This is a genomic window from Pseudomonas sp. Emmai (genome assembly GCF_055179735.1).
The window spans coordinates 2,731,903-2,757,668 of the sequence record NZ_CM143685.1; the positions used below are offsets into that span (position 1 = coordinate 2,731,903).

The window sequence follows — 25,766 nt, forward strand, 5'->3', positions numbered from 1 at the left end:
CCATGAACCGTTTACTTTCCCGCCTGGCATTGGCGGTTGGCTTGGCTGCGCCGGTGTTGCTGGCCCACGCGGATGATCAGGTGAAGCGCGGCGAATACCTCGCCCGCGCCGCCGATTGCATGGCCTGCCACACCGCACCGGGCGGCGCGCCGTTTGCCGGTGGGCTGCCGATCGTTTCGCCGTTTGGCACGATCTACGGCACCAACATCACCCCGAGCAAAGAGCACGGCATCGGTTTGTACAACGATGACGAATTCTTCGCCGCGCTCACCGAAGGCAAGCGCCGGGATGGCGCGAACCTGTACCCGGCGATGCCCTACACCTCATATCACTTGATGCCGCGCGCAGATTCCGACGCGATCCACGCCTACCTGAAAACCGTCGAGCCCATCGAACGCGCCGCCCCGGTCACCAGCCTGAGCTTCCCGTTCAACGTGCGCCTGGGCCTGATGGGCTGGAACATGCTCTACGGCAAGGACGTGAAACTGGCGCCCACCGACGGCAAAAGCGAGGCGTTCAAGCGCGGTGAGTACATGGTCGAAGTGCTCGGCCACTGCGGCGAATGCCACACCCCTCGCGGCTTGCCCGGCGCGATGCAGCAGGACAAACGCCTGACCGGCGGCCTGCTCAACGGCTACCTGGCGCCAAGCCTGTTGGCCACGGACCTGGCCGCTCGTGGCTGGAATCAGCAGGACCTGAGCACCTTCCTCAAGCACGGCATGAGCGCCCAGGGCACGATGTTCAACGAGATGTTCCCGGTGTTCCACAACAGCACCCAAGGCCTCAACGACCCGGACCTCGCGGCCATGGCCACGTACCTGCTGGGCGATCCTGCCCCGGCGGCGAAGGTGCTGACTGAAGTGCCGCTGGAACAGATGAGCCCCAGCGCCCAACGCGGTCGCCAGGACTACCTGAACGTCTGCGCCGGTTGCCACGCACCGAACGGCGAGGGCAAGCCGCACATCGCCGTGGCCATGCGCGGCAACACCACGCTGCGCCTGGAAGATCCGCGCAACCTGCTGCGGGTGATCGAGGACGGCATCGGCGAGCAGAAATTCGCCGGGTTCGAACGCATGCAACCGATGCCGGGGTTTGCCGACAAACTCAGCCATGAGCAACTGACCGATCTGCTGAATTACCTGCGTCAGGGTTGGGGCGGTCAGTCTGCTGAATTGGCGGTGAGCGATGTGCAGAAGCTGCAAGCGGACGCACCACCGACCGAGCACAAGGCGCACTGACATGCAGCATCTCGATCTGCAAGTGGTGCGCCGGGCGCTGGAGTGGTCTTGCGCCGGTCAGCGGGTTTGGCTGTGCACGGTGTTGGCCACTTACGGCTCGGCGCCGCGCGCGCCGGGGTCGTTGTTGGCGGTGAACGTTGAGGGGCAGTGGATCGGTTCGCTGTCCGGCGGGTGTGTTGAGGAGGATTTCCTTGAGCGCGTTGCCGAGGGTTTGTTCGATCAGTCCGTCAGCGTGGTGCGTTACGGGGCAGGCGACGGGGTGAGTCTGCCCTGTGGCGGCGTGCTCGATGTGATGGTGGAGAAGCTGGAACCGGATTGCGCGGTTCAGGCGCATCTGCGCGAGCTGGAGTCGGCGCTGTTGGGGCAGCGTCGGTTGATCCGCGAGGTCGATCTGGCCAGCGGTGCGCGCAGTGTGTTTGCGGACAGCGAGCAGGGGGTGCGTATCGAACGCGAAATCGACCGAGTGCGCGTGCGGATCGGTGCGGCGCAGCGGTTGTTGCTGGCCGGGTATTCCAGCGTCGCCCAGGCGTGTGCGGAGTTTGCCGTGGGCCTGGGGTTCGAGGTGATTCTTTGCGATCCCCGGGATGAAGTGCTGAACGGCGTGGTGCTGGACGGCGTCGAAATTCGTCGCCAATTGCCATCGGTGTTTATCGCCGATGGTGGCTGCCACAGCGACACGGCGGTGGTGGCGCTGACCCACGATCCACGCATCGATGACCTGGCGATGATGGAAGCGGTGCGTACGGATGCGTTTTACATCGGTGTGATGGGGTCGATGCAGACGTCGCAAAAGCGCTTCGAGCGGTTGCGCCGGATTGGTGGGTTGGGCGATGCCGAGTTGGCGCGGATTCATGCGCCGATTGGCTTGAACCTCGGCAGCAAGACCCCGGCGGAAATCGCCCTGGCAGTCTTGGCCGACATCCTGCGAATCCGCAGCGGTATTCCACGGAATCAGCTGTGACCCCTTGTAGGAGCAAAGCTTGCTCGCGATGAGGCCATCACAATCAACATCTTTGTTGGCTAATGGTCCGCCATCGCGAGCAAGCTTTGCTCCTACAGAGTCGTAGCGCCATCCCGCAGGATCGCCTCTAATCCCTGTAGGAGCGAGGCTTGCCCGCGAAGAGGCCGTCACATTCAATATCCATGTTGGCTGATGGTCCGCCTTCGCGAGCAAGCCTCGCTCCGACACGGAACCGTGGTGTTGGTCAGTACCCGAACTTGTCCCGCAACCCGTAATACCAAGCCCCCAACGCCGCAAACGGCGTGCGCAGCAATTGCCCACCCGGAAACGGGTAATGCGGCAAATCCGCAAACGCATCAAACCGCTCAGCCTGACCCCGCAACGCCTCAGCCAACACTTTGCCCGCCAAATGCGTGTACGTCACACCATGGCCGCTGCAACCCTGGGAGTAATAAATGTTGTCCCCCAGCCGCCCAACCTGCGGAAGACGCGACAACGTCAGCAGGAAATTTCCGGTCCAGGCGTAATCAATCTTCACATCCTTCAACTGCGGAAACGCCTTGAGCATCTTCGGCCGAATAATCGCCTCGATATTCGCCGGATCCCGGGCGCCATACACCACGCCACCGCCGAAGACCAAACGCTTGTCCCCGGTCAGACGGTAGTAATCGAGCAAGTAATTGCAGTCCTCGACGCAATAATCCTGCGGCAACAGACTCTTGGCCAACGCATCGCCCAACGGTTCGGTGGTAATCACCTGAGTCCCGCACGGCATCGACTTCGCCGCCAACTCCGGCACCAGATTACCGAGGTAAGCATTGCCCGCCACGATAATGAACTTGGCCCGGACCTTACCCTGCGGCGTATGCACCACCGGATTCGCCCCGCGCTCAATGCGCACCGCCGGCGACTGCTCATAAATAGTGCCGCCCAGCGACTCCACGGCCGCCGCTTCACCCAGCGCCAGGTTCAACGGATGAATATGCCCGCCGCTCATATCAAGCATGCCGCCGACATACTGATCACACGCCACCACATCACGGATGCGCGTCTGATCCAGCAACTCAAGCTGCGTATGCCCGAAGCGCTCCCACAGCCGCTTCTGCGATTCCAGATGCCCCATCTGCTTGGCGGTGATGGCCGCGAACACACCACCGTCCTTCAAATCGCACTGGATATTATATTTGGCGACCCGCTCACGAATAATCCGCCCGCCCTCAAACGCCATCTGCCCCAGCAACTGCGCCTGCTTGGGCCCGACACTGCGCTCGATCACATCAATGTCACGGCTATAACTGTTAACGATCTGCCCACCGTTGCGCCCCGACGCCCCAAACCCGACCTTGGCCGCCTCAAGCACCGTGACCTTAAAACCGTTCTCCAGCAAAAACAGGGCAGAGGACAAACCGGTGTAACCGGCGCCAATCACACAGACATCAGTCTCTACGTCATCCTGCAACGCCGGGCGCGGCGGCACCGCATTGGCCGATGCAGCGTAATAGGACTCGGGGTAGGGGGTGTTCGCCATCCTGCAGCCTCTGTTTAATATATTTTACGAGTCCGCCGATCCTACCCGAGTTAAAAAACCGCCGCCAGCCACCGGAAAATCTCCGTCGCAACCGCGAAATTAAATATTTTGCATATTCATAGGGTTAGCTCGAAAAAAGGTGTTGACACCCCTTCGGAATTCCGTAGAATGCCGCCTCACAGCAGGCACGTAGCTCAGTTGGTTAGAGCACCACCTTGACATGGTGGGGGTCGTTGGTTCGAGTCCAATCGCGCCTACCAAACAAAATCCGCTCTGCTGGGCGGTCTAGAAGGGCTCACCGAAAGGTGGGCCCTTTTTTGTTGTCTGCGATTTGCCAAGCATTCGCACAGACCCATCAGTTCCTTCGAAAGGCATGCATTGAAGCGCGCCGTCTCCATAACGTTTATGGAGCCAACCACCCGCCAGCGTAAGGACACACACCATGGCAGCTACCTCTCACCCGCGACGTCAATATTCTCTGTCGAGGCGTTTGCTCGCGGTTTTGGGTCTACTGCTGATCCTCGGGGGCATCGCTCAGCCTCTCCATCGCTCCATTGAAATAAAGAGCATGCAACAAGCCACCGGCACCTTGGTGTCGTTCGTTGAAGTGGGAAAAAACAAGTGCCCGCGGGTCAGTTTCGAAGCGGTCGGGCAGGGCCAGGTGGTAGTCGAGGGTAAGAGCTGCACCAAAAGCTCTCAAAATGAGATCGGTGATTCAATCACGGTGTTCTATGACGCACGCCATCCCGATCAGGCCCTGCTTGATGTAATACCTGATCGTTGGTCCCATGCCGTGGAGCTCTTTGGGGCCGGTCTGTTGTGCTGGATTTTCGCCGGTTGCATGTCGACTCCCGTCGGCGTCAGGTCGCCGTTTGTCGAATACATCACGGGCGCTTGGGCCATACCTGTCGCATTTGCTCTGACGGCGTCTTTGCTGCTGACGGTTGGCTTTCTGATGCAGCAACACCGCCAGGGCGAAAAGGATCGAATGACGGGAATAGCCGTGGGAACCATCACAGCAACCGGACACGGGGGATCGAAGTCGAGCCGTTGCGCGATGGTGGCGTTCCACACACCCGATCAAGTTCTCTTTGAATTCAGTGCTTCAGTCTGTAGCGGTTCGAACTCCTCGGGCGATGAAGTGGCTGTCCGATACGATCCACGCAATCCGCGCCATGCGATGCTCGATAGCTTTTTGGAGAACTGGTTCCTTCCCTTGCTGTTCTGGGGATTGGGCTTTCCGTTTGCACTGGGTGTCATCATGCTCTGGCCGTCGGCTGGCGAGAGGCGGCGGTGACGGGTTCTTCTCCATAAGGGTGACGGATCTATTTTTCGTAGGTCCATCCTTCAATAACTCCGTCACCTTTTTGCGGTTGGTGTGATTCGTTGAGATGGGAAATCTGGACAGGCGGAGTGTGAGCACATGTTCGCGATAGCCTACTCTTGAGGGGTAGTTCCTTACTCCGGAGATCATCATGCCCAAAAGTGGAGGTGGTAAAAGTTCAAGTAACTCCAGTGGACCGAGCAAAGGATCCAGCGGCTCTCGCGGACCTTCGAGTCATCCTGGGCCAGGTGGTAATTGGCCAAGTACAACGCCCAACCCCTCAGGCGGCGACCGGGGCAATGCGATACCAGGTAAGAAAGGGTGATGTACGGTGGAGAGCTGCTGCCGGATATAAATATGCAAAAAGATGACGGATCTATTTTTTCATAGGTTTCCTAAATAAATCCGTCACCTTTTTTTAGTCGCTTCAAAAAGTAAACCACCCGTTCAGTCTCTGCAAAGCCCAAAGCCTTATGCATGGCGTGGCTTCCCTGGTTATCCAGCAGTGCATCCGAAGCCAGTTCAGTGCAGCCCATTTCTTCGGCCCACTGTTGGACGCCCATCACGAGTCGTCGCGCGATGCCTTGGCCTCGACTGGCAGGCTGGACGTACAAACCTTCGAGAAAGGCCACGGGCGAGGAGTGGGTGCCGTTGACGTAGTCCGTTCGGATCGACGCTTCGGCAAACCCTAGCGCGTCGCCTTCCTCATTAACAAAGATCAGTACCAGATAGCGCTCTGGTGCGTTCAGCATGGTTTGTTTGTCATGGTCATTGTCCGCGGCGGAATCAGGCCACAGGGCAATACGCAGGGGCAACCAATCCTGATGGTCGAGCAACGTGCAGCGTTTGATCATTGAGGGAGCGCTCGAAAGAATAATTGCCGAGGATCATAGGTCATCCGCGGCCAAGATGCGTGGCGTCGTGCGGAGCCTCAGGGAGGGGTGCAGTTTTCTTTTCTGGAGTAAGCTTCCCACCTTTCAGCAAAAGGAGTTGGGTGATGTTTGCACGAATCATTGTGGGCGTTTTGATTGGTCTGGCGGCAGGTCTGTTTCTGCATGGGAAGTTTTCTCTGGAAGAAAAGACGCTGAAAATCATCCAGATTTTTGTTGGCATCGTGGCGATTGGTTTTATCGCTTCATCGTTCATGTTTGGCGCGATGTATGGGGTGTTGGCGGTTGCTGAGATTGCGGGCGGTTATTTCGCCTATACCAAGCTGTTCCAGAAGCCATAAGCCGATCCCGCGCTCCGAGCTGTGCAGTGCGTGGGGCATTCAGTCGCTGATGAACTCGGCATCGGTGACGAACGGCTTGCGATAGCGTCTGCGCAGTTGAGCACATGGAAGTAATAAGGACATTACGTGTTTTGGAAAGTGATCTTACTGGCCATGCTCACCGGTTTAAGTGGCTGCGCGGCGGTCGCTACGCGGATGGATTACAACCATCGTTGTCCCTACCTGGGTGTTCGTTTTGACTGGTGGTTGGTCGGCGAATCCCACGGAAAACTCATTCCCTTTTTGCTGCTCGACGCGCCATTTTCGTTGGTGGTCGATACGGTATTTTTCCCTTTTGAATATCAATACACCTGCAATCTCTGAGGCGTCTATGCCACAGACATGGAACAGTAATAAGGACATTACGTGCTACGGAAGCTTATTTTGATGTTGGCTGTTTCGCAGTTGAGCGGTTGCGCCTGGGGGTACGTCCGTTGCGTTTGCAAAAACGCTAACGCCACAAAGAATGATGGAAGCAATATTTTTTAGTTTCATTTCGTGGTTCCACCAAATTTCTCGCTCATGATCGTCGGTCGCTATTCCATGCCGCCCCTGCTTGGTCTTGGAGGCGCGTCAGGACACTCATTGGCCCATCGCGTAACTATCATGTTATTGAACTGCTCCCCAATGGTGTCGACGCGCAAGCAGGCGCCGCTCTTTGAGTAGAACAAGATGCAGCGCGAGCTATCAAAAGAACAGACATCTACCTCAAAGAACTTGCGTGCAGCGAGCTCCCGCTCCGTGCCGCTATATTCATAGCCATTGGCATGCATCCGTGTAGGCTTCCACCCTTGTTTGACGAGCTTGGTCCTAGCCTCGACCAATGGCTCGTCGACGGCTATGCCGGCCGGCCCGCGTATGTCGTTCACGGCTTGCGAGCCATCCGCAAAAACGGCGCTGGTTCCAACGCAATAAAGTGCTACGAGTGCGAGTATCGAAGCTTTCATTTGACAGTCCCTCCAGCCGATTTGTAACTCGCCAAAAACGTTGAATACTTGACATACGGTTGCGGTGGATAGTGATTAGCCTTACCGGGACCTTCGGGAAGTGCCGCCCATCTCGTTGCCACCTTCGGCATTGCACCCGGGATGTCGCCGGCCTTGATCTCATCGATTACACCGAGGGTGCGCAGAATGTCTACCGCCATAAGGTCTTGCGTATGTGGCGAAAAGTCTGTGAGCCCCATCTTTTCGGCATACTCGCGCCAAGTAGCAATGTTAATTTGATACCTGCCCGATGCGGTAATTGAGTCGCCGTAACCTGCACCCGGATGGGTGGACTCATCAGTGAAAGTCCATATTCCAGTTTGAAAACCCTTCGCCCAGCCATAACCATATTTCGCGTGATAGTTACCGCCTTCGGATTCGGCAATAGCATCCAAAAACGCCTTCACGTTCTTGTTCTTCAAATGCTCTTCATTTTCTTCGCGTCTTTTCTTTTGTTTGGATGGCAGCGCCGCAGTTTTTGGCGAGGTGTCTTTAACCGGTGTCACCGTTTTTGTGTGACGGGCCGACATCTTTTTGCCGTTTACGCTTACTAGGTCATTCATGGTGTTCGTCCAAATGGATATTCATGTTTTCGGACATGCCTTAGTCCTCAAAAAACAATGTGACGCTTTCCGGTAAGTGCGAATTCACCGCATGGGTATAGCCCATCGCATCGCTGACGCCATGTTCGACGCTGCCGTCGGCGCGCTGGATGGCGTAGACGTGATCGGGCATGGGTTCGCCGGAGTCTTCGTCGACCAGTTGAAACTTGTCGCTGAAGTAGACAGGCATTGGCATCAGTCCACTAAAGGGGGCCGCGACGACGGTGTCGCCAATGATGACCGTGCCGGATCCGCCGATGACCACATTTCCGTGGGCGCCGGTGCTGTCCAGAGTGGCCGCGTTCAACCCGTTGATGAAAACTGTTGCGCTGACGGCGCCGGTGATAGGACTGCCGCAGGCGGATTTGTCGGTCATTCGGGCCGCGGCGAGGCCGTCGAAGTTCACGTTGGGGGACCCGCTGGCGATGGGGTTGGTGCCGTGTCCCGGCAGCGGACAACTGGTGGGGTCCGTGACTCGGGCAGCAGGTTTGCCACTCATGGGAAAGTCCTTTTCAAGGTTTCAAATGTGGGTCTAGCGGGCGTGTCACTGGGGCCAATGACGCGAATCGGTCTATTAAATTTAATGAGGTCATCAGGCCGCTTGGATGGGGCTCGGTATCGAGCGTTCTTTCGCAAGGGGGAAGGCCCGTCCATGGGGAGAAACGCATTAAATTTACAGTCCTTGTAAGTTTGCGTGCGCATAGTCCTACTAAGCAGAAGTTTTGGTCAAGAAATGTTACATGTTGACGATTGATTGGTGGCCAGACTTTGGCCTCTTGCGGGTTGTAGGGTTACCGCCACGTCTACAGTGATTAGTAGCCAAAAAAACGTCAGACATTTTCCGGATTGTTGAGGTGTGTTTAGCCGTTGAAAACGGATTGTTTAATGACACTCTGTGTTACGCCCTAAAGGCTACAAAACCTTGCGCCTTTACCTACGCGTGCGCCAGAATCCGCCGGCTTGTGTGCTTTGCCCCCGGCCTCTATCGTTTACCTGCCACTGCTCATCAGTGGTCGGGTTTAGTAGCTCGGTTTCCTAGCAGGTGCATAAGCACCTATCAATCAGGCGTTCAATGCCTGTACTTGATGGTGGCTGTGCGCAGGGCGCTCTCGGGCGCGCCGGATTGCTAGGTCCCCGGTCTACTAACCTGCAAACAGCCGCCACCCTTCTGTTTAGTAGCTAAAGAGTTGCGGCCTCATTTGAGGACCTGGTTTATGTTCAAGGTAACGCCGAATCCCCCGCACACCAATCCAGTACCCTACGACGCCTCTTTCGATCTTGATCCCAAGAAAATGAAACTGGCGGCCGACCGCGCACTCAACTTCTACCTCAACCCCGGGGCGATGAAAGAGCCGATACCGCCCCGCAAGCGCAGCACCATCTTCACCATCGACGCAGCGGTGGATGACGAAACGTTGCTCATCGAGGCCAGCGAATCGTTCGCACAAGCCCGCGAGATGGTCAACGATCTCGCCGACCTGGCGGACAACCCGCGACGTCATACGATGCTGGTGCTGGCCCGTGTGATTCTGATGGGTGAGTTGGCGGTCAACCGCGTACTGGATAACCACAAGCCTGGATAGTCATCAGGCCCGGTAACGAGGGGATTCCCCCTCGTTACTTCAAGAACCTAAACATCATCCCTCCAACACCCGCCCCGGAAAAAACAACTCAAAACACGTCACCCCACCCTCACTGGTGACGCCATACCGCCCGTTATGCAACTGCATGATCGTCGCCACAATCGACAACCCCAACCCATTCGATTGCGCCGACCGTTCCCGCGACTCATCCACCCGATAAAACCGATCAAACAGTTTCGGCAGATGCTCGGCCGCAATGGTCGTGCCGTGGTTGCTCACCCGCAGGCTGATCCCATCAGCAGAAGGCGTCGCACTCACCACCAATTCCGAATCCGGCGCGCCATATTTGATGGCGTTCGAACACAGGTTGGCCAGCGCCCGGCGCAGCAACATCGGCTCGGCCCAGATCACGCCGCTGCCGTGGGCGTTGATACTGATCCCGGCGTCCGCCGCCAATCCTTCAAAGTAATCCGCCATCCGCTCCATCTCATCCGCCGCGTCCAGTTCCTGGCGTTGGCGCAAGGCGCTGGCCGGGTCGGTGCGGGCCAGGAACAGCATGTTGTCGAGCATGCGCGCCAGGCGTTCGAGTTCTTCGACGTTGGAGGCGAGCAGTTGTTGGTAGGCTTCGACGCTGCGGTTTTGCTGGAGGGCGACCTGGGTTTCGCCGAGCAGGTTGTTGATCGGGGTGCGCAGTTCGTGGGCCATGTCGGTGGAGACCTGGCCGAGCTGGATAAAGCCTTTGGCGAGGCGGTCGAGCACGCCGTTGAAGGCGTCGATCATCGGCAACACTTCCAGCGGCGCGCCGTGGCTGTCGAGGCGTTCGGTGAGGTTGCCGACGCCGATGCCATGGGCGTGTCTGGCCAGGCGGCGCAGGGGCAGCAGCCCGCGATACAGCAGCAAATAGCCGCAGAGCGCGAGCAACAGGGCCGCGACGCCGGCCAGGAAGTACACGCGCAACCGGTAGTTGGCCAGCACGCTGGTGCGCTCGGTCATCAGTCGACCGGCCACGACTTGCAGGCTGCCCAAATCGCCCGAGCCGATGGTCGCCGCCAGCGCCGCGAAGGGCACGCCGTCCACGCCGGAAAAATGCTGCACGTCGGCCAGCACCAGCGGATGGTCCATGGTCACGGGCGACAGGTTCGGCAAGTCGAGGTTGCCGGGATTGACCACCAGCAACGGTTTTTGTCCGGCCGCACCGATCACCAGCACTGACTCGCGGTTGCCGAGCATGTTCTGGAACAACGCGGGTTTGCTCTTGATCAGGTCCAGGGTGTTGCTGTCATTCAGAAACGTGCGCAGTTGATCCACCCGAGTGATCAGCGCCGCATCGTCGCGCCGGATCAACTCGCGCTCCAGTTCGCGATACAAACACACGCCTAACGTGATGACCGAGGCAAACGCCAGCAAGGCAAACAGCAGGGCCAGGCGCAGGGTCAGGGAATGCGCTCGGCGGTTCATGGCTGCGTATCAAAGCGGTAGCCGATGCCGCGCACGCTGTGGATCAGCTTGAGCTGGAACGGGTCGTCGACTTTCAAGCGCAGCCGGCGCACGGCGACGTCCACCACATTGGTGTCGCTGTCGAAATTCATGTCCCACACCCGCGAGGCAATCAGCGAGCGCGACAGCACTTGGCCCTGATGCGTGGCGAACAGGTGCAGCAAGGCGAATTCTTTATTGGTCAGGGTGATCCGCACGCCGTCGCGGGTGATTCGGCGCTTGAGCACGTCGATGTGCAGGTCGGCGACTTGCAGTTGTTCTTCTTCCCGGGATGGGCCACGACGGGTCAGGGTGCGCAGGCGCGCCACCAGTTCGGCGAAGGAGAACGGTTTGATCAGGTAGTCGTCGGCACCCAGTTCCAGTCCCTTGATGCGGTCGGCGATGTCGTCGCGGGCGCTGAGGAACAGCACCGGCGTATCGGCTTCCTTGCGCAAGCGCCGCAGCACTTCCCAGCCGTCCATTTTCGGCATCATCACGTCCAGCACGATGACGTCGAACGAGGTTTCCAGGGCCAGGTGCAGGCCATCCACGCCATTGCGCGCCAGGCTGACCGAGTAACCGAGTTCCTGTAGACCGTTGAGCAGGTAGTTGCCGGCCTTGGGCTCGTCTTCAACGACAAGGATATTCATGGTCGATTTCCATCAAGAGTCAGTGCGCCGTGGAGGGCGTGAGCCAGTGTAGCCCGATCATCTGCACGTGACGCGGGCCACACATCGTCGGCGCGCACACTCAATTGTCATTGGTGCAACCGGACCCTTCCACCTGGTAATCCAGCACATGCTCCTGGCCTTTGTGGTCCAGGTAGTCCAGCCGTGCAGGAATAATGCCGCACTGTTGTGAGATGTCGGTGGTGGACAGGACTTTAGCGACGTCCATATGCACGAAGAAACCGGTCTTGTCATGAATCACCGCGGCCTGTGGCTGGGTGTCGGCAAACGCCGAACCGGTGGCGAGGAGGGCGGCGAAACCGAGGATTAACATTTTCATGATGAGACTCTCTCTGAATCCGGGTGAAGGTGGCTGCCGTCAGTTGGCTGGGCAGTGAGCTCAGGTTAACGAGGCGATCCGGACAGCCGACCAACAGTTGAATGACAAAGTTGTAATGCAAATCGGCCCGGGATTACGGCTGGCGGCCGGAGGCTTCGAGGATCAAGTCGGCGATTTCTTTCGAGTGGGACATCCGCGACAAATGGCTCGAGGGCAACTCGATGGTGGTCGCACCCGAAATCTTCGCCGGCACTCGGGGTGCGGGCGGCGCTGAGTGGTCAATCGAGGCCATTCGGTTCCATCGAAAATTTGCGTAAGACTCAAAAAGTTTTCCCTGTGCCTCGCGATCACTCGGCAACGTAAGCAGGCCGGGGGCTGGTCAGCGTGCGTTGCGTCACACAATCGCGCAGTGGCAATTCGATACTTTGATTGAATCAACATTCACCGGGAACTTTCCGGGAAATGCTTGTCTCTCTTCCGAGGGATTTAAATCGGCCTCGAGCCGGAAATTCCTCAAGGAAGAAAACAACTCGTACAGAGGAGCAAGACTTTGAGAATACAGTTGACATGTATAACTTCGAATGTATGCTCATGTTCACTTCCGAAAATTAGACCGGCGGTTTTGTTCATTGGCAAACAGCGCTGATGATCCGTCAGATCATTGAAATCAAGTTTAAGTAAGCTCGTTTGGTATTGCTGCGTCGGTGATATTTGGCTGTGCTTCATTAGGGTGCTTTAACACCACAATAGTGCAGCTGTAACCGGTTTCACCCGCATTACTCTACGCGTCAGTACTGTATTAACGGTTGTTGGATAATCGCGCCTTATTCAATGGTGTCGTCAACTTCTGACGACGGCCCTGCAGTAACTTGCTGAATTGTTTGCACTCTTCCAATAATTAGAATAATTGCTTTATTTATTTGCTCGGCAAGTTGTGCCGGGGATGAAGTGTCGCCCGTGGAAGCAATTGGCTGCGTGGTCGATAGCAGGGGTCATAAACCCTTAAAGTCACCAAGCGGTACAAAGGCAACGATCAGAGCCTATGGACGGGGGCATAACTTGAGGGAAACCGATCTGGAGATCGTAGATGAGTGTGTACGATTACTTTGATTGTGAGCTTGACTGCGATAACGACCTCCCCGACATAAAAATCATTGCGCAAAGCACCTCGCCGCTGGGCATCGATCTGCTGCTGTCGGGGGAAACCGGCACTGGCAAGGACACCCTGGCGCAACGCATTCACGTGTTGTCGGAGCGCAAGGGCGGGTTTGTGGCGATGAATTGCGCGGCGATTCCGGAGTCGCTGGCCGAAAGCGAGTTGTTCGGGGTGGTCAGCGGCGCGTTCACCGGGGCCAGTCGTTCGCGGATGGGCTACATCGAAGCGGCGCAAGGCGGCACGCTGTACCTCGACGAGATCGACAGCATGCCGCTCAATCTCCAGGCCAAACTGCTGCGGGTGCTGGAGGTCCGGGCCATCGAGCGACTCGGCTCGACCACGGTCATTCCCCTGGAGTTATGCGTGATCGCCTCGGCCCAACGGCCGCTGGACGAAATGGTCGAGCAAGGCCTGTTTCGCCGCGACCTGTATTTTCGCCTCAACGTGCTGACCATCCAGTTGCCGGCATTGCGCGAACGTCGCGACCAGATCATTCCGCTGTTTTCCCAATTTTCCAACGCCGCCGCCCGCGACCTGGGGCGAGGTCACAAGGCGCTGGGCGCGGCGCTGACCCAAGTGCTGCTCAGCCACTCCTGGCCCGGCAACATTCGTGAATTGAAGTCGGCGGCCAAGCGTTTCGTGCTGGGTTTTCCATTGCTCGGCGGCGGTCCCGGTGAAGACCCGGAGAGCCAGACCCTCAAGGCCCAGATGCGGGTCATCGAACGCATCCTGATCCAGGAGGCGCTCAAGCGCCACGGTCAGTCCGTCGACGCGGTGAGCATGGAATTGGGCGTGCCCCGGCGCACGCTTTATCACCGCATCAAGTCGCTGGATATCTTCCTCAAACACGATGCCCTGGAAAAAAAAGTGGAACCCAAATCCGTCACGGCTCCACTCATGGATATCTCGCACTGATGCGGGTGTTCATTGTGGAGTTAAGACTATGGCTGGTATGGGTGGAGTAGGTGGCGTTGCGAATACTGCAGTAAATGGTTTCAACTCAGTTAAAGAGACCGCGAACTCGGTTAAAGGCAACGCACAAAACCAATCGGCAGCCGCCGACATGTCCGGCGGCGGTAAAGCAGCCGACGCACAAATGAAAATGATGCAGATGCAGGACGAGCAATCGGCCCGCAATATCACCATGCAAGGCCAGGCGGCCATGCAAACCGAACAGCGCAACACACTTCAGGCCATCAGTTCCGCGCAGACGGACGCGTCCAACAAGCAAATTTCCAACGTCGCACAAAGTGCGAAAGGCATCAGCTATTAATCATCCCTATGCCCTCTGTTTGCGCAGAGGGCTTTTGATCGTTAGCGAGAATCTTCCATGTTAAATCCTCTAGCAGCAGGTGCCAGTTCGCTTCTGAAAATGGGCGGCGCTCTTCCGGCGACCCTAACTTCCGTGGCCTCCGAATCACTTAATTCCATGAAAGGGGTGGTCGACAAGTTAAGCAGTTCGCTGATGTCTGGCGGCCACCTCAATACCGATTCGCCCTTGGGCAAGATGGTTGAACAACAACTTAAAAAAGAGAACCCGTTCATGGCCTTGGCCGGGGGGAAGGGCGGTGAAGAGAACGCCGTCAAGAAAGCGTTGGGCGATCTGATCAAGGACAAACTGGGCAGCAATTTCGGCGCCTCGGCGGATGCCGGCATTGGTGGCAAGGGCCAGGGCCAGGGTGGGCAGGATTTGATGTCCAAGACCCTGCAAGGTCTGGGCAAGTCATCGCTGGACAATGCGCTGACCGACAAGGGTGAAGGCTCGACTTTTTCCCAGGCCGACAAGCCGATTCTGCAACAGGTCGCCAATTTCATGGACCAGAACAAGGCCGAGTTCGGTGCGCCGGATTCCGGGTCCTGGAGCAAGGAACTCGACGAGGGCGGCGGCAAGGACAACTTCCTCGACAAGGGTGAAACCTCGAAATTCCGCGCGGCGCTGGAGCAGATTTCCCAGCAGATGGGTGCCGGTGGCGCCCAGGGCTCGCAAGCGTCCCAGGGCAATGGCGGCTTGGGCAGCCCGCAACAGGAACCGTCGGCCAACGATGCGTCCTCGGGCGGCCAATCCAACGATCTGTCGCAACTGTTGGGCAGCAGCAACCCGATGGACATCTTCAAGCAAGGCCTGGAAATGGGCCTGGGGATGGCCGGTGGCAAAGGCGCGGAGGGCGGCGCTGATAGCCTCGCGCAGAACGGCTTGAGCCCGCAGTTGCAACAACACAGCCTGAAAAGTTCGGCCGCTGAAGCGGCGCAAAACATCCTCGACGTGATGAGCGCGGGCGTTTCCTGATCCCAGGATTGCCGTGATCCATCGCACCCCTCGACACCGTCTGCCGGAGAACGCCCATGAGTCTTTCCCCCATCAATGCACCCAAGGGCGTCCCGGTCGAGCATGACCCAGGCCTGGTTTCCGGACCTGCGCAGGCGGATGTCGACTTATTCAATGGCGCCATGCGCAACGAGGCCGCCCCGGCGGGGCATATGGCCGACGGTGTGATGGGCGCGTTGTCCGAGCGCCTCCAGTCCCAGGAACAGCTGTCGCAGCAGGCGTTGCGCTCGATGAAAACCGCCGCCGGCTCGGCCGATCCGATGGACATGGTCAAGATGAGCCGCTCGCTGTCCCAGTACTCGCTGCAAATGGCGATCACCACCAAAGTGGTGAGCAAGAGCGCCCAGGCGCTCGATAAATTGACCAACATGCAGTAGGCCCCGCGTGAAATTCTTTGCCCCGATTGTGTTGCTGTGCCTGCTGTTGCTCAGCGGTTGCAGCGATGACACGGAACTGTTCGGCGGCCTCTCGGAGCCGGACTCCAACGACGTCATCGCCAAGCTTGCCGACCAGCACATCGACGCCCGCAAGCAGATGCAGAAAACCGGCGTGACCATCATCGTCGCCGCCCGCGACATCAATCGCGCCGTGCGCGTGCTTGAAGCCGCCGGCCTGCCTCGACGGTCGCGCACCAGCCTCGGTGAAATCTTCAAGAAGGAAGGGGTGATTTCCACACCGCTGGAGGAACGGGCGCGCTACATCTACGCCTTGTCCCAGGAGCTGGAATCGACCCTGTCGCAGATCGACGGCGTGATTGTCGCGCGGGTCCACGTGGTGTTGCCGGAACGCATTGCGCCGGGCGAACCGGTGCAACCGGCGTCGGCGGCGGTGTTTATCAAGCACACGGCGGCGCTGGATCCGGACAGCGTGCGTGGGCGCATCCAGCAAATGGTCGCGAGCAGCATTCCGGGGATGTCCCAGGAAGCGGCCAACTCGAAAAAATTCGCGATTGTCTTCGTGCCCTCCGTGGAGTTTCAGGACAAGGAAAACCTGGTGCGTTTCGGCCCGTTCCTGATCGACAGCCCGGACGTCGGTTTCTGGCACGTCATGGCCATGGCGATCCCGATCAGCTTGTTGTTACTACTGGCCGCGCTGACCCTGGCGTTGCGTCGTGACTGGCGCGTGGCCTTGTTCGCCCGGGTGTGGCCCGGCCGGCGCAGCGATTCGACGTTACCGGCAAACCTATGACCGCGAGCGACTGGGTGAACTGGTGGTGTTGCACCTGGCGTTGGGCGCATCCGGGCTGGCACGCGCAGATGCTCGCGGGGCAGGGCCTGGAACCCGAGGCGTGCGCCGCCGTGACGCGCAGTCGGCAGGCGGATTTACTCGCCAGCCTCGGCGTGCGCCCCAGCCAACCGCCCGAACCGGACGTCGATGTGCTGTCGTGGCTGGCGCTGAGCCCGGAGCAACGTCAACAAGCGCTGGCCCTCGCCCGATCGATCTGTTGCGCGCCGCTGCCCGCCGAAATCACCGTAGCCGCGCGCCACGATGCCTGGTGTCGCAGCCTGGCCAAGGCCCTGCGCCCGGGGCTTTGGGCCGACCCGCAACAAACCGACATGCGCCCGCTGCTCGGCGCCTGGCTGGGCCCGGCGATCTGGCCGCGCTTGCGCCTGGGATGGGCCCCGGGGGAGGTCGGGGAACTCGCCACGGACCTGCCGCCGAACAAACTCGATACCTTGTGGCGCGCCGTGTTGTGGCGCGTCTCGACGCCATGAACCTCCACCGAGTACCGCGCTGATGCTGGTTCGACGACGCTTGTCCCTGGGCACCGAGGCCTTGCTGCGCGAACCGATCCTGCGTCGCGAAGACCTCGCGGATGCGCAACGGGCCAGTGACTTGCTGCTCGGCGCACAGGCCGAGGCCGAGGCGTTGATCGCCGAGGCTCAAGGCCAGTGCCAGCGTTCTCTCGATCAGGCGACGGGGCAGTTCTGGGAACAGGCCAATGCCTTTCTGCAAACCGTGGAAGACCAACGCCAGGCCTTGCAACGTTCGGCGGTGGAATCGGCCGAGGCCCTGCTCACGCTGACGCTGACCCGGTTGTTCGATGACGCCAGTGTCATCGAGCGCGGACACGCGCTGCTCAAGCATCTGGCGACCAGCCAGAGCGAGGCCTGCACCGCGACCCTCAGTTGTCCCCCTGCGTTATTCGCCGACGTACAGACCTGGCTCGCGGGAGGTCGTTTCGCCGCGCTGTGGCAGTTGCGCGAAGACGCCTCGATGCCGCCCCAGACCCTGCGCCTGAGCAGCGACGTCGGGGAATTCGACCTCGATTGGGCCGGGTTGGTCCGCTGCCTGTTGGGGCTGGGCGACTGACCCGGCGCCAGCCTCATTTCTCCCTCTGCTGCAAAAAGTGGAACCGGCTGACGGTTTTGCTCCACTCACTGGCGACCCTTTCCGTGGAGCACTCTTCATGATCAGTTTCAAAGCCTTGCAGCATCGCCTCGACCATTCGTTCAGCAACAGCCAGACCAACACAGACGAAGCGGCCCTCGACGCCGCGGACAGTGGCTCACCCGAAGACATGATGGCGTTCAGCGACGCGTCGCAGAAAATGGCCACCGCGACCTCGGTGTTGAGCGAAGGCCTGCGCGCCCAGCATGGTTTGACGAAAGCGATCATCGATGGAATTCAATGACTTCGTTGCGGTGATCAGCCAGTGGTGCGAGCAAGGTTCTGGCGCACCGCTGGACTGTTGGATCGACGAGGCCAACGCCCGACTCGCCCGCTGCGAAGACGGCGTGCGTTGCAGCATCGACGTGCTGGACCCGTACGACGCCGCCGACCCCGATCGCCTGACCGCGCTGCTGATCCAGAGCAGCGCCGGTGTGGCTTGCCACTGCGAAGGCGCGCTGGCGATGGACCCCGACAGTCACTGCCTGGTGCTGGTCTGTTGGCAGGCGCCGCCCTGTGCCGCCCCGGTGTTGCTGCAACGCCTGGAACACCTGGCCAATCAGCGCGCCGCGATGCTCAGCCTGTTACAGCATTCTTTGGGCAGCCTGGCGAACGCCGCGCTGCCCCGTTCGACCCTCAACACCTGGCAACCCGGAGCGTGAAATGAAGGCCTTTAAGTGGTTGCCTTGGCTATTGATCTGGATGAGTGCCTCGGCCTTCGCCGCCGTGCCGCCGGCCTGGAAACACACGGCGTACGCCTATGATGCGAGTCAGGCAGACCTGGCGACGGCGCTGGCCGACTTCGCCAAGGAGTTTGGCCTGGGCTTTGAAATGGAGCCGGTGGACGGCATCGTCGACGGCCGCATCAAGGCGCCAAACCCCCAGGCGTTTCTGGAACGATTGAGCCAGGAACATCACTTCCAGTGGTTCGTCTACAACGAGACGCTCTACATCAGCCCGACCAGTGAGCAGACCTCGGCGCGCATTGAAGTGTCGCCGGATGCCGTGGATGACCTCAAGAGCGCCCTGACCGACGTCGGTCTGCTGGATTCGCGATTCGGCTGGGGCGCCTTGCCCGACGAAGGCGTGGTGCTGGTGCGCGGGCCGGCGAAGTACGTCAATTTTGTCCGCGACTACAGCAAGAAAGTCGACACCCCGGACGAGAAGCAAGACATCGTCGTGCTGCCGTTGAAGTACGCCAACGCCGCCGACCGCACCATTCGCTATCGCGACCAGCAACTGACGGTGGCCGGGGTGGCGAGCATTCTGCAGGACTTGCTCGAAACCCGCTCCCGGGGGGACTCGATCAACGGCGTCAACCTGCTTCAGGGCGCCGGGCTGGGCGCCGGTGGCAGTCCCTACGGCGGCGGTTCGACGCTGCTCGGCGGGCTCGACACCGACAACCTGCAAAAAGGCCTGGACCAGGTGCTGGCCAACACCGGTTCGAAGAAAGGCAAAGGCGCCGGGGGCAGCAAGTCGCGGATCCGCGTCAGCGCCGATGTGCGCAACAACGCGGTGCTGATCTATGACTTGCCCAAGCGCAAGGCGTTGTATCAGAAGCTGGTCAAACAGCTCGATCAACCGCGCAACCTGATCGAGATCGATGCGGTAATTCTCGACATCAACCGCGAAGACCTGGCTGAACTGTCCAGCAGCTGGAACATCTGGGCCGGCGGCACCAACGTCAGTGCCTCGCTGCTCGATTCCGGTTCCAGTTCGACCCTGTCGGTGGAGAACTCCGGTCGATTTGCCCTGGCCATTCATGCGCTGGAAGGCAAGGGCTCGGCGACGGTGGTGGGCAACCCGTCGATCCTGACCCTGGAAAACCAACCGGCGGTGATCGACTTCAGTCGCACCGAATACCTGACCGCCACCGGCGAACGGGTCGCTGATATCCAGCCGATCACCGCCGGCACCAGTTTGCAGGTGATTCCGCGCTCGCTGACCCACGAAGGCAAATCCCAGGTGCAACTGATCCTCGACATCGAAGACGGGCAGATCGACGCCTCGGAACTCAACCCCTCGCAACCGAGCGTGCGCAAAGGCAATGTCAGCACCCAAGCGGTGATCGCCGAGCATGGTTCGCTGGTGGTCGGCGGTTTCCATGTGCTGGAGTCCGACGACAAGGTGCGCAAGATTCCTTACCTCAGCGCCATTCCGCTGATCGGCAAATTGCTGTTCACCTCCAGCAGCCACCGCACCAGCAAACGTGAGCGGCTGTTTATCCTCACACCACGCCTGATTGGCGATCAGGTCGACCCGTCGCGCTACGTTGAAAACGGCAACCCGGACGACGTGGATGCGGCGTCCAAACGCATCAATAGTCGACGTGACGGCGCGCAACCGACACGCATCGATGTGCAGAAAGCCTTCACCCAATTGCTCGATGGCATCGCCCCGGCCGGGTTCACCAGCAGCGATCAATTGCCGTTCATTCCCAACACTTTGTGCGACTCGAATTCGGGCGTGGCCATCGATGGCGAACGCGCCCAGTGGTACACGCAAAAACAATGGGGCGTGGCGGTGGTGGTGGCGCGCAACACCAGCGACAAACCCCAGCGCATCGACGAAAGCACCTGCGGCGGGCGCTGGGTATTGGGCGTCAGTGCTTGGCCCAAGGCCTGGTTGCAACCGGGGGAGGAAAGCGAGGTGTTCATTGCCGTGCGCCAACCCAAATCACTCACGGCCAACGCCCAGGCGCGCGCCTCGCTACTCAAGGGAACGACACCATGAACCAGGTTTTATGTGGGGCGTTGCTGGTGTTGTGCGCGCTGTTGGCCGGCTGCGCGGGCTCGGGTTCCGGGTGTATGGCCGAGGCGTGCGACCGGCCCGACTCCAACGATCGTGAACTGGTGATCTGGTGGCCGGCGGACATGCGCCAGGGCCTCGAAGCGCGTGAGCGCACGCTCGACTTCACCGTCGTGCCATTAAGGGATTGAAGGCTATGATCCGAGTTTCAGAGAAGTCGGCGTTCTACGCCCAAGTCGCCGCCGAAAGGGCCGCAGTCTGGCCGGTCGCGGCGGGCATTTCGTTCGTCAGTCGCCGCGAACACCAGGACTGGGGCATCGCCTTGCACATCGAAAGCCGTTCGTTGAAACCCCAGCAACTGCGCACCGCGCTGGAGCGGCGCTTCACCCAGTCGCACCTGTTTCCCGACTACTTTCTGTTCCTCGATTCCCAGCGCGACTTCGTGGTGTGGCACGCCACGCCGATGGGGCCGGGCAGCCACGTGTCCCTGGACGATATCCGCCAGCATCAATTACTGCTGGCGGGGCTCGATCACTTGGGCGATGGCCCTCACTGAGCGTCCTGCGCGTTCTCTATGCGCGCGCGCACGGCATTGGCCCGGCGATTGATCACGGCACTGCCCTGAGGTTCGAGGCCCGGTTGGGCGACGACGGCCGGTGTCTGCGCCGGCGGGTTGTCGATAGCCTTGCGCACGCTGCCGTGGGCCTGGAACGTCTGGTTCATGGTGCGATAAGCCAGGCCCATGGCTGCGGCGGTGCCGGCGTTGCCGAGGAAACTGCCGAGGGCCGTCGAGGTATTGCCGCGGGTGACTTCGCCCATGGCCATGTTGATCGCGCTGGCCAGGCTGGTCCAGGCCACGCGCGCCGGGGACTGATCGAGTATCCGCCCGTAATCCTTGAGCGGCAGGCTCGCTTCGAATTGTTGCGTGGTGCCGGCCTGGCGCGTGTCGAAATGCTTTTGCAGGTGGTTGTCCATGATCGCGATCACGGTGTTGAACGCCGCGCGGGTGCCGGCCAGGGTCTGGATCGATTGGGCCAGCGCTTCACCCCGCAGCGGCAACTGATCGGCGCCGTTCAATGCCGGGCTCGACAGGGTTTGCCCCGGCGGCAAGGTCTGCGGGCTGACCGAATCCTGGACGAAGCCCATGGTCAGGGTCATCGCGCCATAGGCCCAGCCGAGCAGGGCCATGTTGTCCTGATTGACCCCGTGGGTCTTGGTGTCGTCGTGCTTGCCGGTCATGCTCAGGCTGGCCTGCATGGCTTCGCGCGACACGGCGTAGATCACGTTGCGCAGCTGGGTCGAGAGAATCCGTGCGCTCAAGGCGCCGTCACCGCGCGCGGCACCGAGTGCGCCGAGGCCCAGGTAGATCGCTTCGGCGGCCACCTGATTGCGGGTGACGTTGCGCGAATCGCGCTGCATCTGCGTGCGCAGGGCGCCTTGTTTGTCGGGTGTCAGGCCATTCCATCTCGTTTCGCTCAGGGCGAAGTGGCCGCGCACGGCGACGTTCGATTCGGCGCCCAGACGCTCCAGGCGCGGTTGGCGCACGTAGACCTGAGTGGCAATCGAGGCCAGGGAAATCGCCGCTTGCAGCACCAGGGCACCGCCAGGGCTTTTTTCCGCCAGGCCATCGGCCAACGCACTGTAGGCGTGCATGAACGCGACTTCGCGCACGTAAGTCGGCAAGCCGCACGTGGCCATCTGTTGCAGGGTCTGGCCGGCCGCCGCCAGCGTGGTGCGACCGGACGGCAAATTCGCCGCGCTGTCACTCCAGGCCTGGATCGCGCCGCTCTTGAGTTGATCGCGCGCCGCGCCCCCGGCGCTGCTGACGCTGGCATAGGCCGGCGACAGGTAACTGCGGTGGAACGTCTGGCCCAGGCTCATCGCCGCTTGTGCCGCCCGGGCGGTGAAGCCGGGCGGGGGCGGCGGTGTCTGCCCGCGCTCAAGATCCGCCGGGGTACGGTCGCGGCCCAGGGGTTGCAGTTCGAGGCGCGTGGGCGGGGCCGGGGCGATGCCGGGTGCTGCGGGTCTCATGTCCATGCCGGATTCCTCTTGGGTAGCGCGGCGGGCGAAGGCGCGACGAAACTGTCGGCCAGTCGGGCAACATCCAGCAGCCAGTCGGCGAAGGCCTCGCCGTCCAGCCCTTGGCAATCCCAGCGGGCTTGCAGGCAACTGCCCTGGGGCGCGAGGGCCACGGCGCAACCGCTTAGCAGCAATAATTGCAGGTTGGCGCGTAAGGCTAGTTCACGTTGAGCGGCATTGCGCAGTGGGGCGTCGATGAGCGTGCTGACCAGCAGGTGGCGCTGGTCGCCATCGGCGATCACTTCGAACGACCGGGCGCCGAGCTGGATCACCCCGACGGTCTGAATCTGGGCCTCGGGCGGGGCGGCGATGCCCAGTTGCTGCATTACCTGAATCAGCAGGGGCCGATGCCAATGCTGGTCCATCGCCGCTTTGGCCGCTGGGGCCGTGGTCGGGTTCGACGCGGGGGCCGGACCTGGCGTTGTTTCGGCGCGGGCCGGCCCTGAAGTCAGCGCGGTGGCCCCCGCGACCAGGCTTTCCGCCACGGCGATCATCTGGTCGAGTTCGACGGCCAGGCCCGCGTGATCCGCGTACGCCTGATACCCCAGGCGCTTGACCAGCAAGCCATGCCCGCGTTCGTCCAGCGCGGCGGTGCAAGCGCTCATGGCGCTGATCGCGCAGTTGGCCCGCAGCAGCAATTCGTTCCACTGCAACGGGGTCAGGGTTTCGGGGCGCGGCAGTTGTGCCAACACGATCCACTGCGCGAAAGGTTCGGTTTGCCAAAGGATCAGTTGCAGCGTCAGTCCCGGCAGTTGCAACTCGCCGCTGCGGGCGAAATCCCGGGACAGTGGCGGCGCCACGCCAAGGTGTTTGGCGGCGTTCAATAACCAGGGTGTGGCGGCATCGGGAATGGGCGTAAGCGGCGACGAATTCATGAGCTGCACTGCCGAAAGTTTTGAAGGCCATTGAAGCCTTTTAACGTTGCAGTTTCGTGAACGCGCCGCTCTGTATCAGTGGTCTTCGAGCTGAATGATTTCGTCGGTGATCTCGTCGAGCTGGCGGATCACCTGGTAGATGTGCGCCACGTCCAGCAGGGTCGGGCGGGGGATATGGCGGCCGGTCCGGACCTTGTACAAGGTGCGCGCCAGCCACACGCTCTGCACGATCGGAATCTTCGCCCGTTTCGCCCGTTCGATCAGCGCCAGGGCGTCTTCGTCTTCGCCCTTGCAGTGGATCAGCGGCAACGGCGTCTGGCCCGGCCGGTAGTACAACGCCACCGCGAAGTGCGTCGGGTTGACCAGCAGCAGGTCGGCGTCTTCCAGCGGTTTGGCCGGCGTGGTCGGTTCTTCGTTGAGCAGTTCGTGGGCCAGTTGCCGACGATGACCCTTGACGTGGGGATCGCCCTCGGACTCCTTGTATTCCTTCTTGATGTCCTCGTGGCTCATGCGCATTTTCTTGGCGTGGAAGTACTTTTGCAGCGCGTAGTCGACCAGGGCCAGGACCAGCAGCAGACCGAGGGTGGTGCGCAGGATGCTGCGAAACAGCGTCAGCAGTGCATGCCAGTAAGTGGTCAGGTCTGAGTCCGCCAGCAGGATCAATTTGCCCAGCACCGGTTTGATCGACACGTACAGCGTCGCGCCGATGGCGATGGCCTTGAGGATGCTCAGCAGCAGGGTCGTCAGGTTCTGCCCGGAAAACATCTGCTTGAGGTGGCCGATGGGGTTGAGTTTGCCCAGGTCGATTTTCAACGCCTTGGGCGCGAACAGGAAACCGATCTGCAGCCAACTGCCGGCCATGCGCATCAGCATGGCCATACCGACACTCAGCAGAATGAAGGTGATCAACACCCAGGTGGCCTCGCCGATCAGCTCGGTCAGGGTGCTGAGGAACGGTTCGTTCATGCGCTTCAACGACAGGGTCAGCAGGTATTCCAGCTTCTCCACGCTTTGATCGGCCATGCCCAGGCAGACCTCGCTGACCACCATCAGCACCAGCAATTTGCTCAGGTCCTGGCTTTGCCCGACCTGGCCTTTCTCCCGGGCATCGCGCAGTTTTTTGGGCGTGGCCTTTTCGGTTTTTTCGCTCATGGCACCAGCACCAGATGCCCGAGCAGAAACTTGATATCCAGCAGCTTTTGCAATTGGCCGTTGCCCAGTTCCAGCAGGGTTGGCATGTACACCAGCAGGAACGCCAGCCCGGCCATGCTTTTAGCCGGCATCGCCAGCACCGAGACATTCAGCTGCTGGGCGTACAAGCCGACGATGGCGAACGCGGCCTCGATCAACAGCAGCAAGCCAATGAACGGCGCGGCGTAGAGCAGCGCGTGTTGCAGGGTCAGGTTCAATTGGCCGAGGAAAATATCCAGGCCCTGGGCATTCATCCCCGGCAACCATACGGTGGGCGGCCACACTTCATAGCTGTCCCAAATCACCTGGGTAATCAGCGACAGACCGCCGGACAGAATCACCAGCATGATCAACGTTTCCTGGAACAATTCGCCCAACGGCGTGGCGTCCGGCCCAAGCGAGGGGTTCATCTGCCCACCGCTCAGGGCGCCGCGCTGGCTGTCGAGCAGCGCGCCGACCGTGGCGAACATCCAGAATGGCGCGTACAGCAGTAATCCCAGCAACACCCCCAGGACCGACTCCTTGAGCAGCAGGCCGACGATGGTGTACCAGTTGTCGTTTTCCAGGGCCAGGACCCGGCCGATGCTCGGCGCCGGCACCAGGGAAATTGCGCAGGTCACGCCATAGCGCAGTGGCCCTTTGATGTGCTTGAAACAGAACGCCGGGACCAGGATCAGGCACGGCAGAATTCGTGCGATGGCCAGGCCCATGCCGAGCATCAGCTCGAACAGGTGTTCGGCGTTGAACGGCATCAATGGGCGCCGCCGGAGCGGGCAATCAGGTCGAACGAGAGGTTGATGAACTGGATCAGCTCCACGCCAATCCAGCGCCCGGTCGCGGCGAGTGTCAGGCCCACGGCGGCCAGTTTGATCCCGAAGGGCAGGGTCTGGTCCTGGATCTGCATCAGCGCCTGCAACAGCGACGTCAGTACGCCGACCAGCACCGCGACGCCGAGGGTCGGTGCGGTGAGGATCACCACCAGGAACATGCCTTGCTTGAACAGTGCCAATGCTTCCACGGTGGG

31 protein-coding genes and 1 tRNA gene are annotated in these 25,766 nt (G+C 60.4%); 19 read left to right on the top strand and 13 right to left on the bottom strand.

Annotation, left to right across the window (positions count from 1 at the left end; translation table 11 throughout):
- Window positions 1-2: 2 nt before the first annotated feature.
- Both ACY4LX_RS12475 and ACY4LX_RS12480 read left to right on the top strand, forming a co-directional pair.
- Window positions 3-1,238 carry a c-type cytochrome gene (locus ACY4LX_RS12475; RefSeq protein ID WP_463260072.1) on the top strand — a complete coding sequence of 412 codons (1,236 nt, stop codon included), beginning with the start codon at window positions 3-5 and terminating at the stop codon, window positions 1,236-1,238.
- 1 nt (window position 1,239) lies between these two features.
- Entirely contained in the window at window positions 1,240-2,199 is a 960-nt protein-coding gene (locus tag ACY4LX_RS12480; protein ID WP_463260073.1) for an XdhC family protein, read from the top strand.
- Between the two features lie 244 nt (window positions 2,200-2,443).
- On the opposite strand, the gene ACY4LX_RS12485 is transcribed toward ACY4LX_RS12480, so the two are convergent.
- On the bottom strand, window positions 2,444-3,727 hold the full coding sequence (locus tag ACY4LX_RS12485) for an NAD(P)/FAD-dependent oxidoreductase (protein WP_463260074.1): 1,284 nt from the start codon (window positions 3,725-3,727) through the stop codon (window positions 2,444-2,446).
- A 183-nt stretch (window positions 3,728-3,910) separates the two neighbouring features.
- Between ACY4LX_RS12485 and ACY4LX_RS12490 the strand changes: the two genes are divergently transcribed.
- A tRNA-Val gene (locus ACY4LX_RS12490) sits at window positions 3,911-3,987 on the top strand.
- Window positions 3,988-4,169: 182 nt separating this feature from the next.
- Window positions 4,170-5,024 carry a DUF3592 domain-containing protein gene (locus tag ACY4LX_RS12495; RefSeq protein ID WP_463260075.1) on the top strand — a complete coding sequence of 285 codons (855 nt, stop codon included), beginning with the start codon at window positions 4,170-4,172 and terminating at the stop codon, window positions 5,022-5,024.
- 422 nt (window positions 5,025-5,446) lie between these two features.
- Here the strand turns inward: ACY4LX_RS12495 and aac(6') are convergent, their stop codons facing one another.
- A complete protein-coding gene (gene aac(6') / locus ACY4LX_RS12500; RefSeq protein ID WP_463260076.1) occupies window positions 5,447-5,905 on the bottom strand; it encodes an aminoglycoside 6'-N-acetyltransferase in 459 nt (152 codons plus the stop codon).
- Between the two features lie 143 nt (window positions 5,906-6,048).
- Between aac(6') and ACY4LX_RS12505 the strand changes: the two genes are divergently transcribed.
- Together ACY4LX_RS12505 and ACY4LX_RS12510 are read left to right on the top strand one after the other, a co-directional pair.
- Window positions 6,049-6,282 carry a hypothetical protein gene (locus ACY4LX_RS12505; RefSeq protein ID WP_463260077.1) on the top strand — a complete coding sequence of 78 codons (234 nt, stop codon included), beginning with the start codon at window positions 6,049-6,051 and terminating at the stop codon, window positions 6,280-6,282.
- A gap of 126 nt (window positions 6,283-6,408) precedes the next feature.
- On the top strand, window positions 6,409-6,645 hold the full coding sequence (locus ACY4LX_RS12510) for a YceK/YidQ family lipoprotein (RefSeq protein ID WP_463260078.1): 237 nt from the start codon (window positions 6,409-6,411) through the stop codon (window positions 6,643-6,645).
- Window positions 6,646-7,264: 619 nt separating this feature from the next.
- Here ACY4LX_RS12510 and ACY4LX_RS12515 read toward each other — a convergent pair.
- Both ACY4LX_RS12515 and ACY4LX_RS12520 read right to left on the bottom strand, forming a co-directional pair.
- Window positions 7,265-7,870, bottom strand: a complete 606-nt coding sequence (locus tag ACY4LX_RS12515; protein ID WP_208295455.1) for a lysozyme family protein — start codon at window positions 7,868-7,870, stop codon at window positions 7,265-7,267.
- A gap of 40 nt (window positions 7,871-7,910) precedes the next feature.
- On the bottom strand, window positions 7,911-8,408 hold the full coding sequence (locus tag ACY4LX_RS12520; protein WP_463260079.1) for a PAAR domain-containing protein: 498 nt from the start codon (window positions 8,406-8,408) through the stop codon (window positions 7,911-7,913).
- A gap of 715 nt (window positions 8,409-9,123) precedes the next feature.
- Here ACY4LX_RS12520 and ACY4LX_RS12525 point away from each other — a divergent pair.
- Window positions 9,124-9,492 carry a DUF6124 family protein gene (locus ACY4LX_RS12525; RefSeq protein ID WP_463260080.1) on the top strand — a complete coding sequence of 123 codons (369 nt, stop codon included), beginning with the start codon at window positions 9,124-9,126 and terminating at the stop codon, window positions 9,490-9,492.
- A gap of 54 nt (window positions 9,493-9,546) precedes the next feature.
- Here the strand turns inward: ACY4LX_RS12525 and ACY4LX_RS12530 are convergent, their stop codons facing one another.
- From ACY4LX_RS12530 to ACY4LX_RS12545, 4 genes are all read right to left on the bottom strand, one after another.
- The gene (locus ACY4LX_RS12530; protein WP_463260081.1) at window positions 9,547-10,950 is read right to left on the bottom strand and encodes a heavy metal sensor histidine kinase; all 1,404 of its coding nucleotides are present in this window, start codon (window positions 10,948-10,950) and stop codon (window positions 9,547-9,549) included.
- Window positions 10,947-11,618 carry a heavy metal response regulator transcription factor gene (locus ACY4LX_RS12535; RefSeq protein ID WP_149658866.1) on the bottom strand — a complete coding sequence of 224 codons (672 nt, stop codon included), beginning with the start codon at window positions 11,616-11,618 and terminating at the stop codon, window positions 10,947-10,949. Before ACY4LX_RS12535 ends, ACY4LX_RS12530 begins: the two co-directional genes overlap by 4 nt.
- A 100-nt stretch (window positions 11,619-11,718) precedes the next feature.
- Window positions 11,719-11,976, bottom strand: coding sequence for a DUF2790 domain-containing protein (locus tag ACY4LX_RS12540; RefSeq protein WP_149658865.1), 258 nt, complete (start codon window positions 11,974-11,976; stop codon window positions 11,719-11,721).
- A gap of 133 nt (window positions 11,977-12,109) precedes the next feature.
- Window positions 12,110-12,268 carry a hypothetical protein gene (locus ACY4LX_RS12545; protein WP_463260082.1) on the bottom strand — a complete coding sequence of 53 codons (159 nt, stop codon included), beginning with the start codon at window positions 12,266-12,268 and terminating at the stop codon, window positions 12,110-12,112.
- A 795-nt stretch (window positions 12,269-13,063) separates the two neighbouring features.
- On the opposite strand from ACY4LX_RS12545, the gene ACY4LX_RS12550 reads away from it, so the two are divergent.
- The 12 genes from ACY4LX_RS12550 to ACY4LX_RS12605 all read left to right on the top strand — a co-directional run bounded on the left by ACY4LX_RS12550 (window position 13,064) and on the right by ACY4LX_RS12605 (window position 21,153).
- On the top strand, window positions 13,064-14,047 hold the full coding sequence (locus tag ACY4LX_RS12550) for a sigma 54-interacting transcriptional regulator (protein ID WP_149658864.1): 984 nt from the start codon (window positions 13,064-13,066) through the stop codon (window positions 14,045-14,047).
- A 28-nt stretch (window positions 14,048-14,075) separates the two neighbouring features.
- Entirely contained in the window at window positions 14,076-14,405 is a 330-nt protein-coding gene (locus ACY4LX_RS12555) for a type III secretion system major pilin HrpA (protein WP_133836963.1), read from the top strand.
- A 99-nt stretch (window positions 14,406-14,504) separates the two neighbouring features.
- Entirely contained in the window at window positions 14,505-15,419 is a 915-nt protein-coding gene (locus ACY4LX_RS12560) for a harpin HrpZ family protein (protein WP_256672280.1), read from the top strand.
- 56 nt (window positions 15,420-15,475) lie between these two features.
- On the top strand, window positions 15,476-15,835 hold the full coding sequence (gene sctI / locus ACY4LX_RS12565; RefSeq protein ID WP_463260083.1) for a type III secretion system inner rod subunit SctI: 360 nt from the start codon (window positions 15,476-15,478) through the stop codon (window positions 15,833-15,835).
- A 7-nt stretch (window positions 15,836-15,842) separates the two neighbouring features.
- Window positions 15,843-16,646 carry a type III secretion system inner membrane ring lipoprotein SctJ gene (gene sctJ / locus ACY4LX_RS12570; RefSeq protein ID WP_463260084.1) on the top strand — a complete coding sequence of 268 codons (804 nt, stop codon included), beginning with the start codon at window positions 15,843-15,845 and terminating at the stop codon, window positions 16,644-16,646.
- Window positions 16,643-17,173, top strand: a complete 531-nt coding sequence (locus tag ACY4LX_RS12575; protein WP_463260085.1) for a type III secretion protein — start codon at window positions 16,643-16,645, stop codon at window positions 17,171-17,173. Before sctJ ends, ACY4LX_RS12575 begins: the two co-directional genes overlap by 4 nt.
- A 22-nt stretch (window positions 17,174-17,195) precedes the next feature.
- On the top strand, window positions 17,196-17,771 hold the full coding sequence (gene sctL, locus ACY4LX_RS12580) for a type III secretion system stator protein SctL (RefSeq protein WP_463260086.1): 576 nt from the start codon (window positions 17,196-17,198) through the stop codon (window positions 17,769-17,771).
- A gap of 97 nt (window positions 17,772-17,868) precedes the next feature.
- Window positions 17,869-18,093 (top strand): type III secretion protein, encoded by a 225-nt coding sequence (locus ACY4LX_RS12585; protein WP_133836968.1) that lies wholly within the window; start codon window positions 17,869-17,871, stop codon window positions 18,091-18,093.
- Window positions 18,080-18,511 carry a type III secretion protein gene (locus ACY4LX_RS12590; RefSeq protein WP_463260087.1) on the top strand — a complete coding sequence of 144 codons (432 nt, stop codon included), beginning with the start codon at window positions 18,080-18,082 and terminating at the stop codon, window positions 18,509-18,511. The genes ACY4LX_RS12585 and ACY4LX_RS12590 overlap by 14 nt, the downstream gene beginning before the upstream one ends.
- 1 nt (window position 18,512) lies before the next feature.
- A complete protein-coding gene (sctC, locus tag ACY4LX_RS12595) occupies window positions 18,513-20,582 on the top strand; it encodes a type III secretion system outer membrane ring subunit SctC (RefSeq protein ID WP_149658857.1) in 2,070 nt (689 codons plus the stop codon).
- A complete protein-coding gene (gene hrpT, locus ACY4LX_RS12600; RefSeq protein ID WP_149658856.1) occupies window positions 20,579-20,788 on the top strand; it encodes an HrpT family type III secretion system protein in 210 nt (69 codons plus the stop codon). Before sctC ends, hrpT begins: the two co-directional genes overlap by 4 nt.
- A gap of 5 nt (window positions 20,789-20,793) precedes the next feature.
- On the top strand, window positions 20,794-21,153 hold the full coding sequence (locus ACY4LX_RS12605; protein WP_149658855.1) for a type III secretion protein HrpV: 360 nt from the start codon (window positions 20,794-20,796) through the stop codon (window positions 21,151-21,153).
- Here ACY4LX_RS12605 and ACY4LX_RS12610 read toward each other — a convergent pair.
- From ACY4LX_RS12610 to sctS, 5 genes are all read right to left on the bottom strand, one after another.
- Complete coding sequence (locus ACY4LX_RS12610) at window positions 21,147-22,634, bottom strand: hypothetical protein (RefSeq protein WP_463260088.1); 1,488 nt, start codon at window positions 22,632-22,634, stop codon at window positions 21,147-21,149. The genes ACY4LX_RS12605 and ACY4LX_RS12610 overlap by 7 nt on opposite strands.
- Window positions 22,625-23,551 carry a CesT family type III secretion system chaperone gene (locus ACY4LX_RS12615; RefSeq protein WP_463260089.1) on the bottom strand — a complete coding sequence of 309 codons (927 nt, stop codon included), beginning with the start codon at window positions 23,549-23,551 and terminating at the stop codon, window positions 22,625-22,627. The genes ACY4LX_RS12610 and ACY4LX_RS12615 overlap by 10 nt, the downstream gene beginning before the upstream one ends.
- Window positions 23,552-23,626: 75 nt before the next feature.
- Window positions 23,627-24,703, bottom strand: a complete 1,077-nt coding sequence (sctU, locus tag ACY4LX_RS12620) for a type III secretion system export apparatus subunit SctU (RefSeq protein ID WP_463260090.1) — start codon at window positions 24,701-24,703, stop codon at window positions 23,627-23,629.
- On the bottom strand, window positions 24,700-25,494 hold the full coding sequence (sctT, locus tag ACY4LX_RS12625; protein ID WP_149658851.1) for a type III secretion system export apparatus subunit SctT: 795 nt from the start codon (window positions 25,492-25,494) through the stop codon (window positions 24,700-24,702). The genes sctU and sctT overlap by 4 nt, the downstream gene beginning before the upstream one ends.
- Window positions 25,494-25,760, bottom strand: a complete 267-nt coding sequence (gene sctS / locus ACY4LX_RS12630) for a type III secretion system export apparatus subunit SctS (protein WP_123365535.1) — start codon at window positions 25,758-25,760, stop codon at window positions 25,494-25,496. The genes sctT and sctS overlap by 1 nt, the downstream gene beginning before the upstream one ends.
- Window positions 25,761-25,766 lie beyond the last annotated feature (6 nt).

What these genes read in the sequence shown, in the direction of transcription:
- ACY4LX_RS12475 (WP_463260072.1), top strand. Translation starts at nt 3, where the DNA reads ATGAACCGTTTACTTTCCCGCCTGGCATTGGCGGTTGGCTTGGCTGCG.
- ACY4LX_RS12480 (WP_463260073.1), top strand. Translation starts at nt 1,240, where the DNA reads ATGCAGCATCTCGATCTGCAAGTGGTGCGCCGGGCGCTGGAGTGGTCT.
- ACY4LX_RS12485 (WP_463260074.1), bottom strand. Translation starts at nt 3,727, where the DNA reads ATGGCGAACACCCCCTACCCCGAGTCCTATTACGCTGCATCGGCCAAT.
- ACY4LX_RS12495 (WP_463260075.1), top strand. Translation starts at nt 4,170, where the DNA reads ATGGCAGCTACCTCTCACCCGCGACGTCAATATTCTCTGTCGAGGCGT.
- ACY4LX_RS12505 (WP_463260077.1), top strand. Translation starts at nt 6,049, where the DNA reads ATGTTTGCACGAATCATTGTGGGCGTTTTGATTGGTCTGGCGGCAGGT.
- ACY4LX_RS12515 (WP_208295455.1), bottom strand. Translation starts at nt 7,870, where the DNA reads ATGAATGACCTAGTAAGCGTAAACGGCAAAAAGATGTCGGCCCGTCAC.
- ACY4LX_RS12520 (WP_463260079.1), bottom strand. Translation starts at nt 8,408, where the DNA reads ATGAGTGGCAAACCTGCTGCCCGAGTCACGGACCCCACCAGTTGTCCG.
- ACY4LX_RS12525 (WP_463260080.1), top strand. Translation starts at nt 9,124, where the DNA reads ATGTTCAAGGTAACGCCGAATCCCCCGCACACCAATCCAGTACCCTAC.
- ACY4LX_RS12530 (WP_463260081.1), bottom strand. Translation starts at nt 10,950, where the DNA reads ATGAACCGCCGAGCGCATTCCCTGACCCTGCGCCTGGCCCTGCTGTTT.
- ACY4LX_RS12535 (WP_149658866.1), bottom strand. Translation starts at nt 11,618, where the DNA reads ATGAATATCCTTGTCGTTGAAGACGAGCCCAAGGCCGGCAACTACCTG.
- ACY4LX_RS12540 (WP_149658865.1), bottom strand. Translation starts at nt 11,976, where the DNA reads ATGAAAATGTTAATCCTCGGTTTCGCCGCCCTCCTCGCCACCGGTTCG.
- ACY4LX_RS12545 (WP_463260082.1), bottom strand. Translation starts at nt 12,268, where the DNA reads ATGGCCTCGATTGACCACTCAGCGCCGCCCGCACCCCGAGTGCCGGCG.
- ACY4LX_RS12550 (WP_149658864.1), top strand. Translation starts at nt 13,064, where the DNA reads ATGAGTGTGTACGATTACTTTGATTGTGAGCTTGACTGCGATAACGAC.
- ACY4LX_RS12555 (WP_133836963.1), top strand. Translation starts at nt 14,076, where the DNA reads ATGGCTGGTATGGGTGGAGTAGGTGGCGTTGCGAATACTGCAGTAAAT.
- ACY4LX_RS12560 (WP_256672280.1), top strand. Translation starts at nt 14,505, where the DNA reads ATGGGCGGCGCTCTTCCGGCGACCCTAACTTCCGTGGCCTCCGAATCA.
- sctI (WP_463260083.1), top strand. Translation starts at nt 15,476, where the DNA reads ATGAGTCTTTCCCCCATCAATGCACCCAAGGGCGTCCCGGTCGAGCAT.
- ACY4LX_RS12575 (WP_463260085.1), top strand. Translation starts at nt 16,643, where the DNA reads ATGACCGCGAGCGACTGGGTGAACTGGTGGTGTTGCACCTGGCGTTGG.
- sctL (WP_463260086.1), top strand. Translation starts at nt 17,196, where the DNA reads ATGCTGGTTCGACGACGCTTGTCCCTGGGCACCGAGGCCTTGCTGCGC.
- ACY4LX_RS12585 (WP_133836968.1), top strand. Translation starts at nt 17,869, where the DNA reads ATGATCAGTTTCAAAGCCTTGCAGCATCGCCTCGACCATTCGTTCAGC.
- ACY4LX_RS12590 (WP_463260087.1), top strand. Translation starts at nt 18,080, where the DNA reads ATGGAATTCAATGACTTCGTTGCGGTGATCAGCCAGTGGTGCGAGCAA.
- sctC (WP_149658857.1), top strand. Translation starts at nt 18,513, where the DNA reads ATGAAGGCCTTTAAGTGGTTGCCTTGGCTATTGATCTGGATGAGTGCC.
- hrpT (WP_149658856.1), top strand. Translation starts at nt 20,579, where the DNA reads ATGAACCAGGTTTTATGTGGGGCGTTGCTGGTGTTGTGCGCGCTGTTG.
- ACY4LX_RS12605 (WP_149658855.1), top strand. Translation starts at nt 20,794, where the DNA reads ATGATCCGAGTTTCAGAGAAGTCGGCGTTCTACGCCCAAGTCGCCGCC.
- ACY4LX_RS12610 (WP_463260088.1), bottom strand. Translation starts at nt 22,634, where the DNA reads ATGGACATGAGACCCGCAGCACCCGGCATCGCCCCGGCCCCGCCCACG.
- ACY4LX_RS12615 (WP_463260089.1), bottom strand. Translation starts at nt 23,551, where the DNA reads ATGAATTCGTCGCCGCTTACGCCCATTCCCGATGCCGCCACACCCTGG.
- sctU (WP_463260090.1), bottom strand. Translation starts at nt 24,703, where the DNA reads ATGAGCGAAAAAACCGAAAAGGCCACGCCCAAAAAACTGCGCGATGCC.
- sctT (WP_149658851.1), bottom strand. Translation starts at nt 25,494, where the DNA reads ATGCCGTTCAACGCCGAACACCTGTTCGAGCTGATGCTCGGCATGGGC.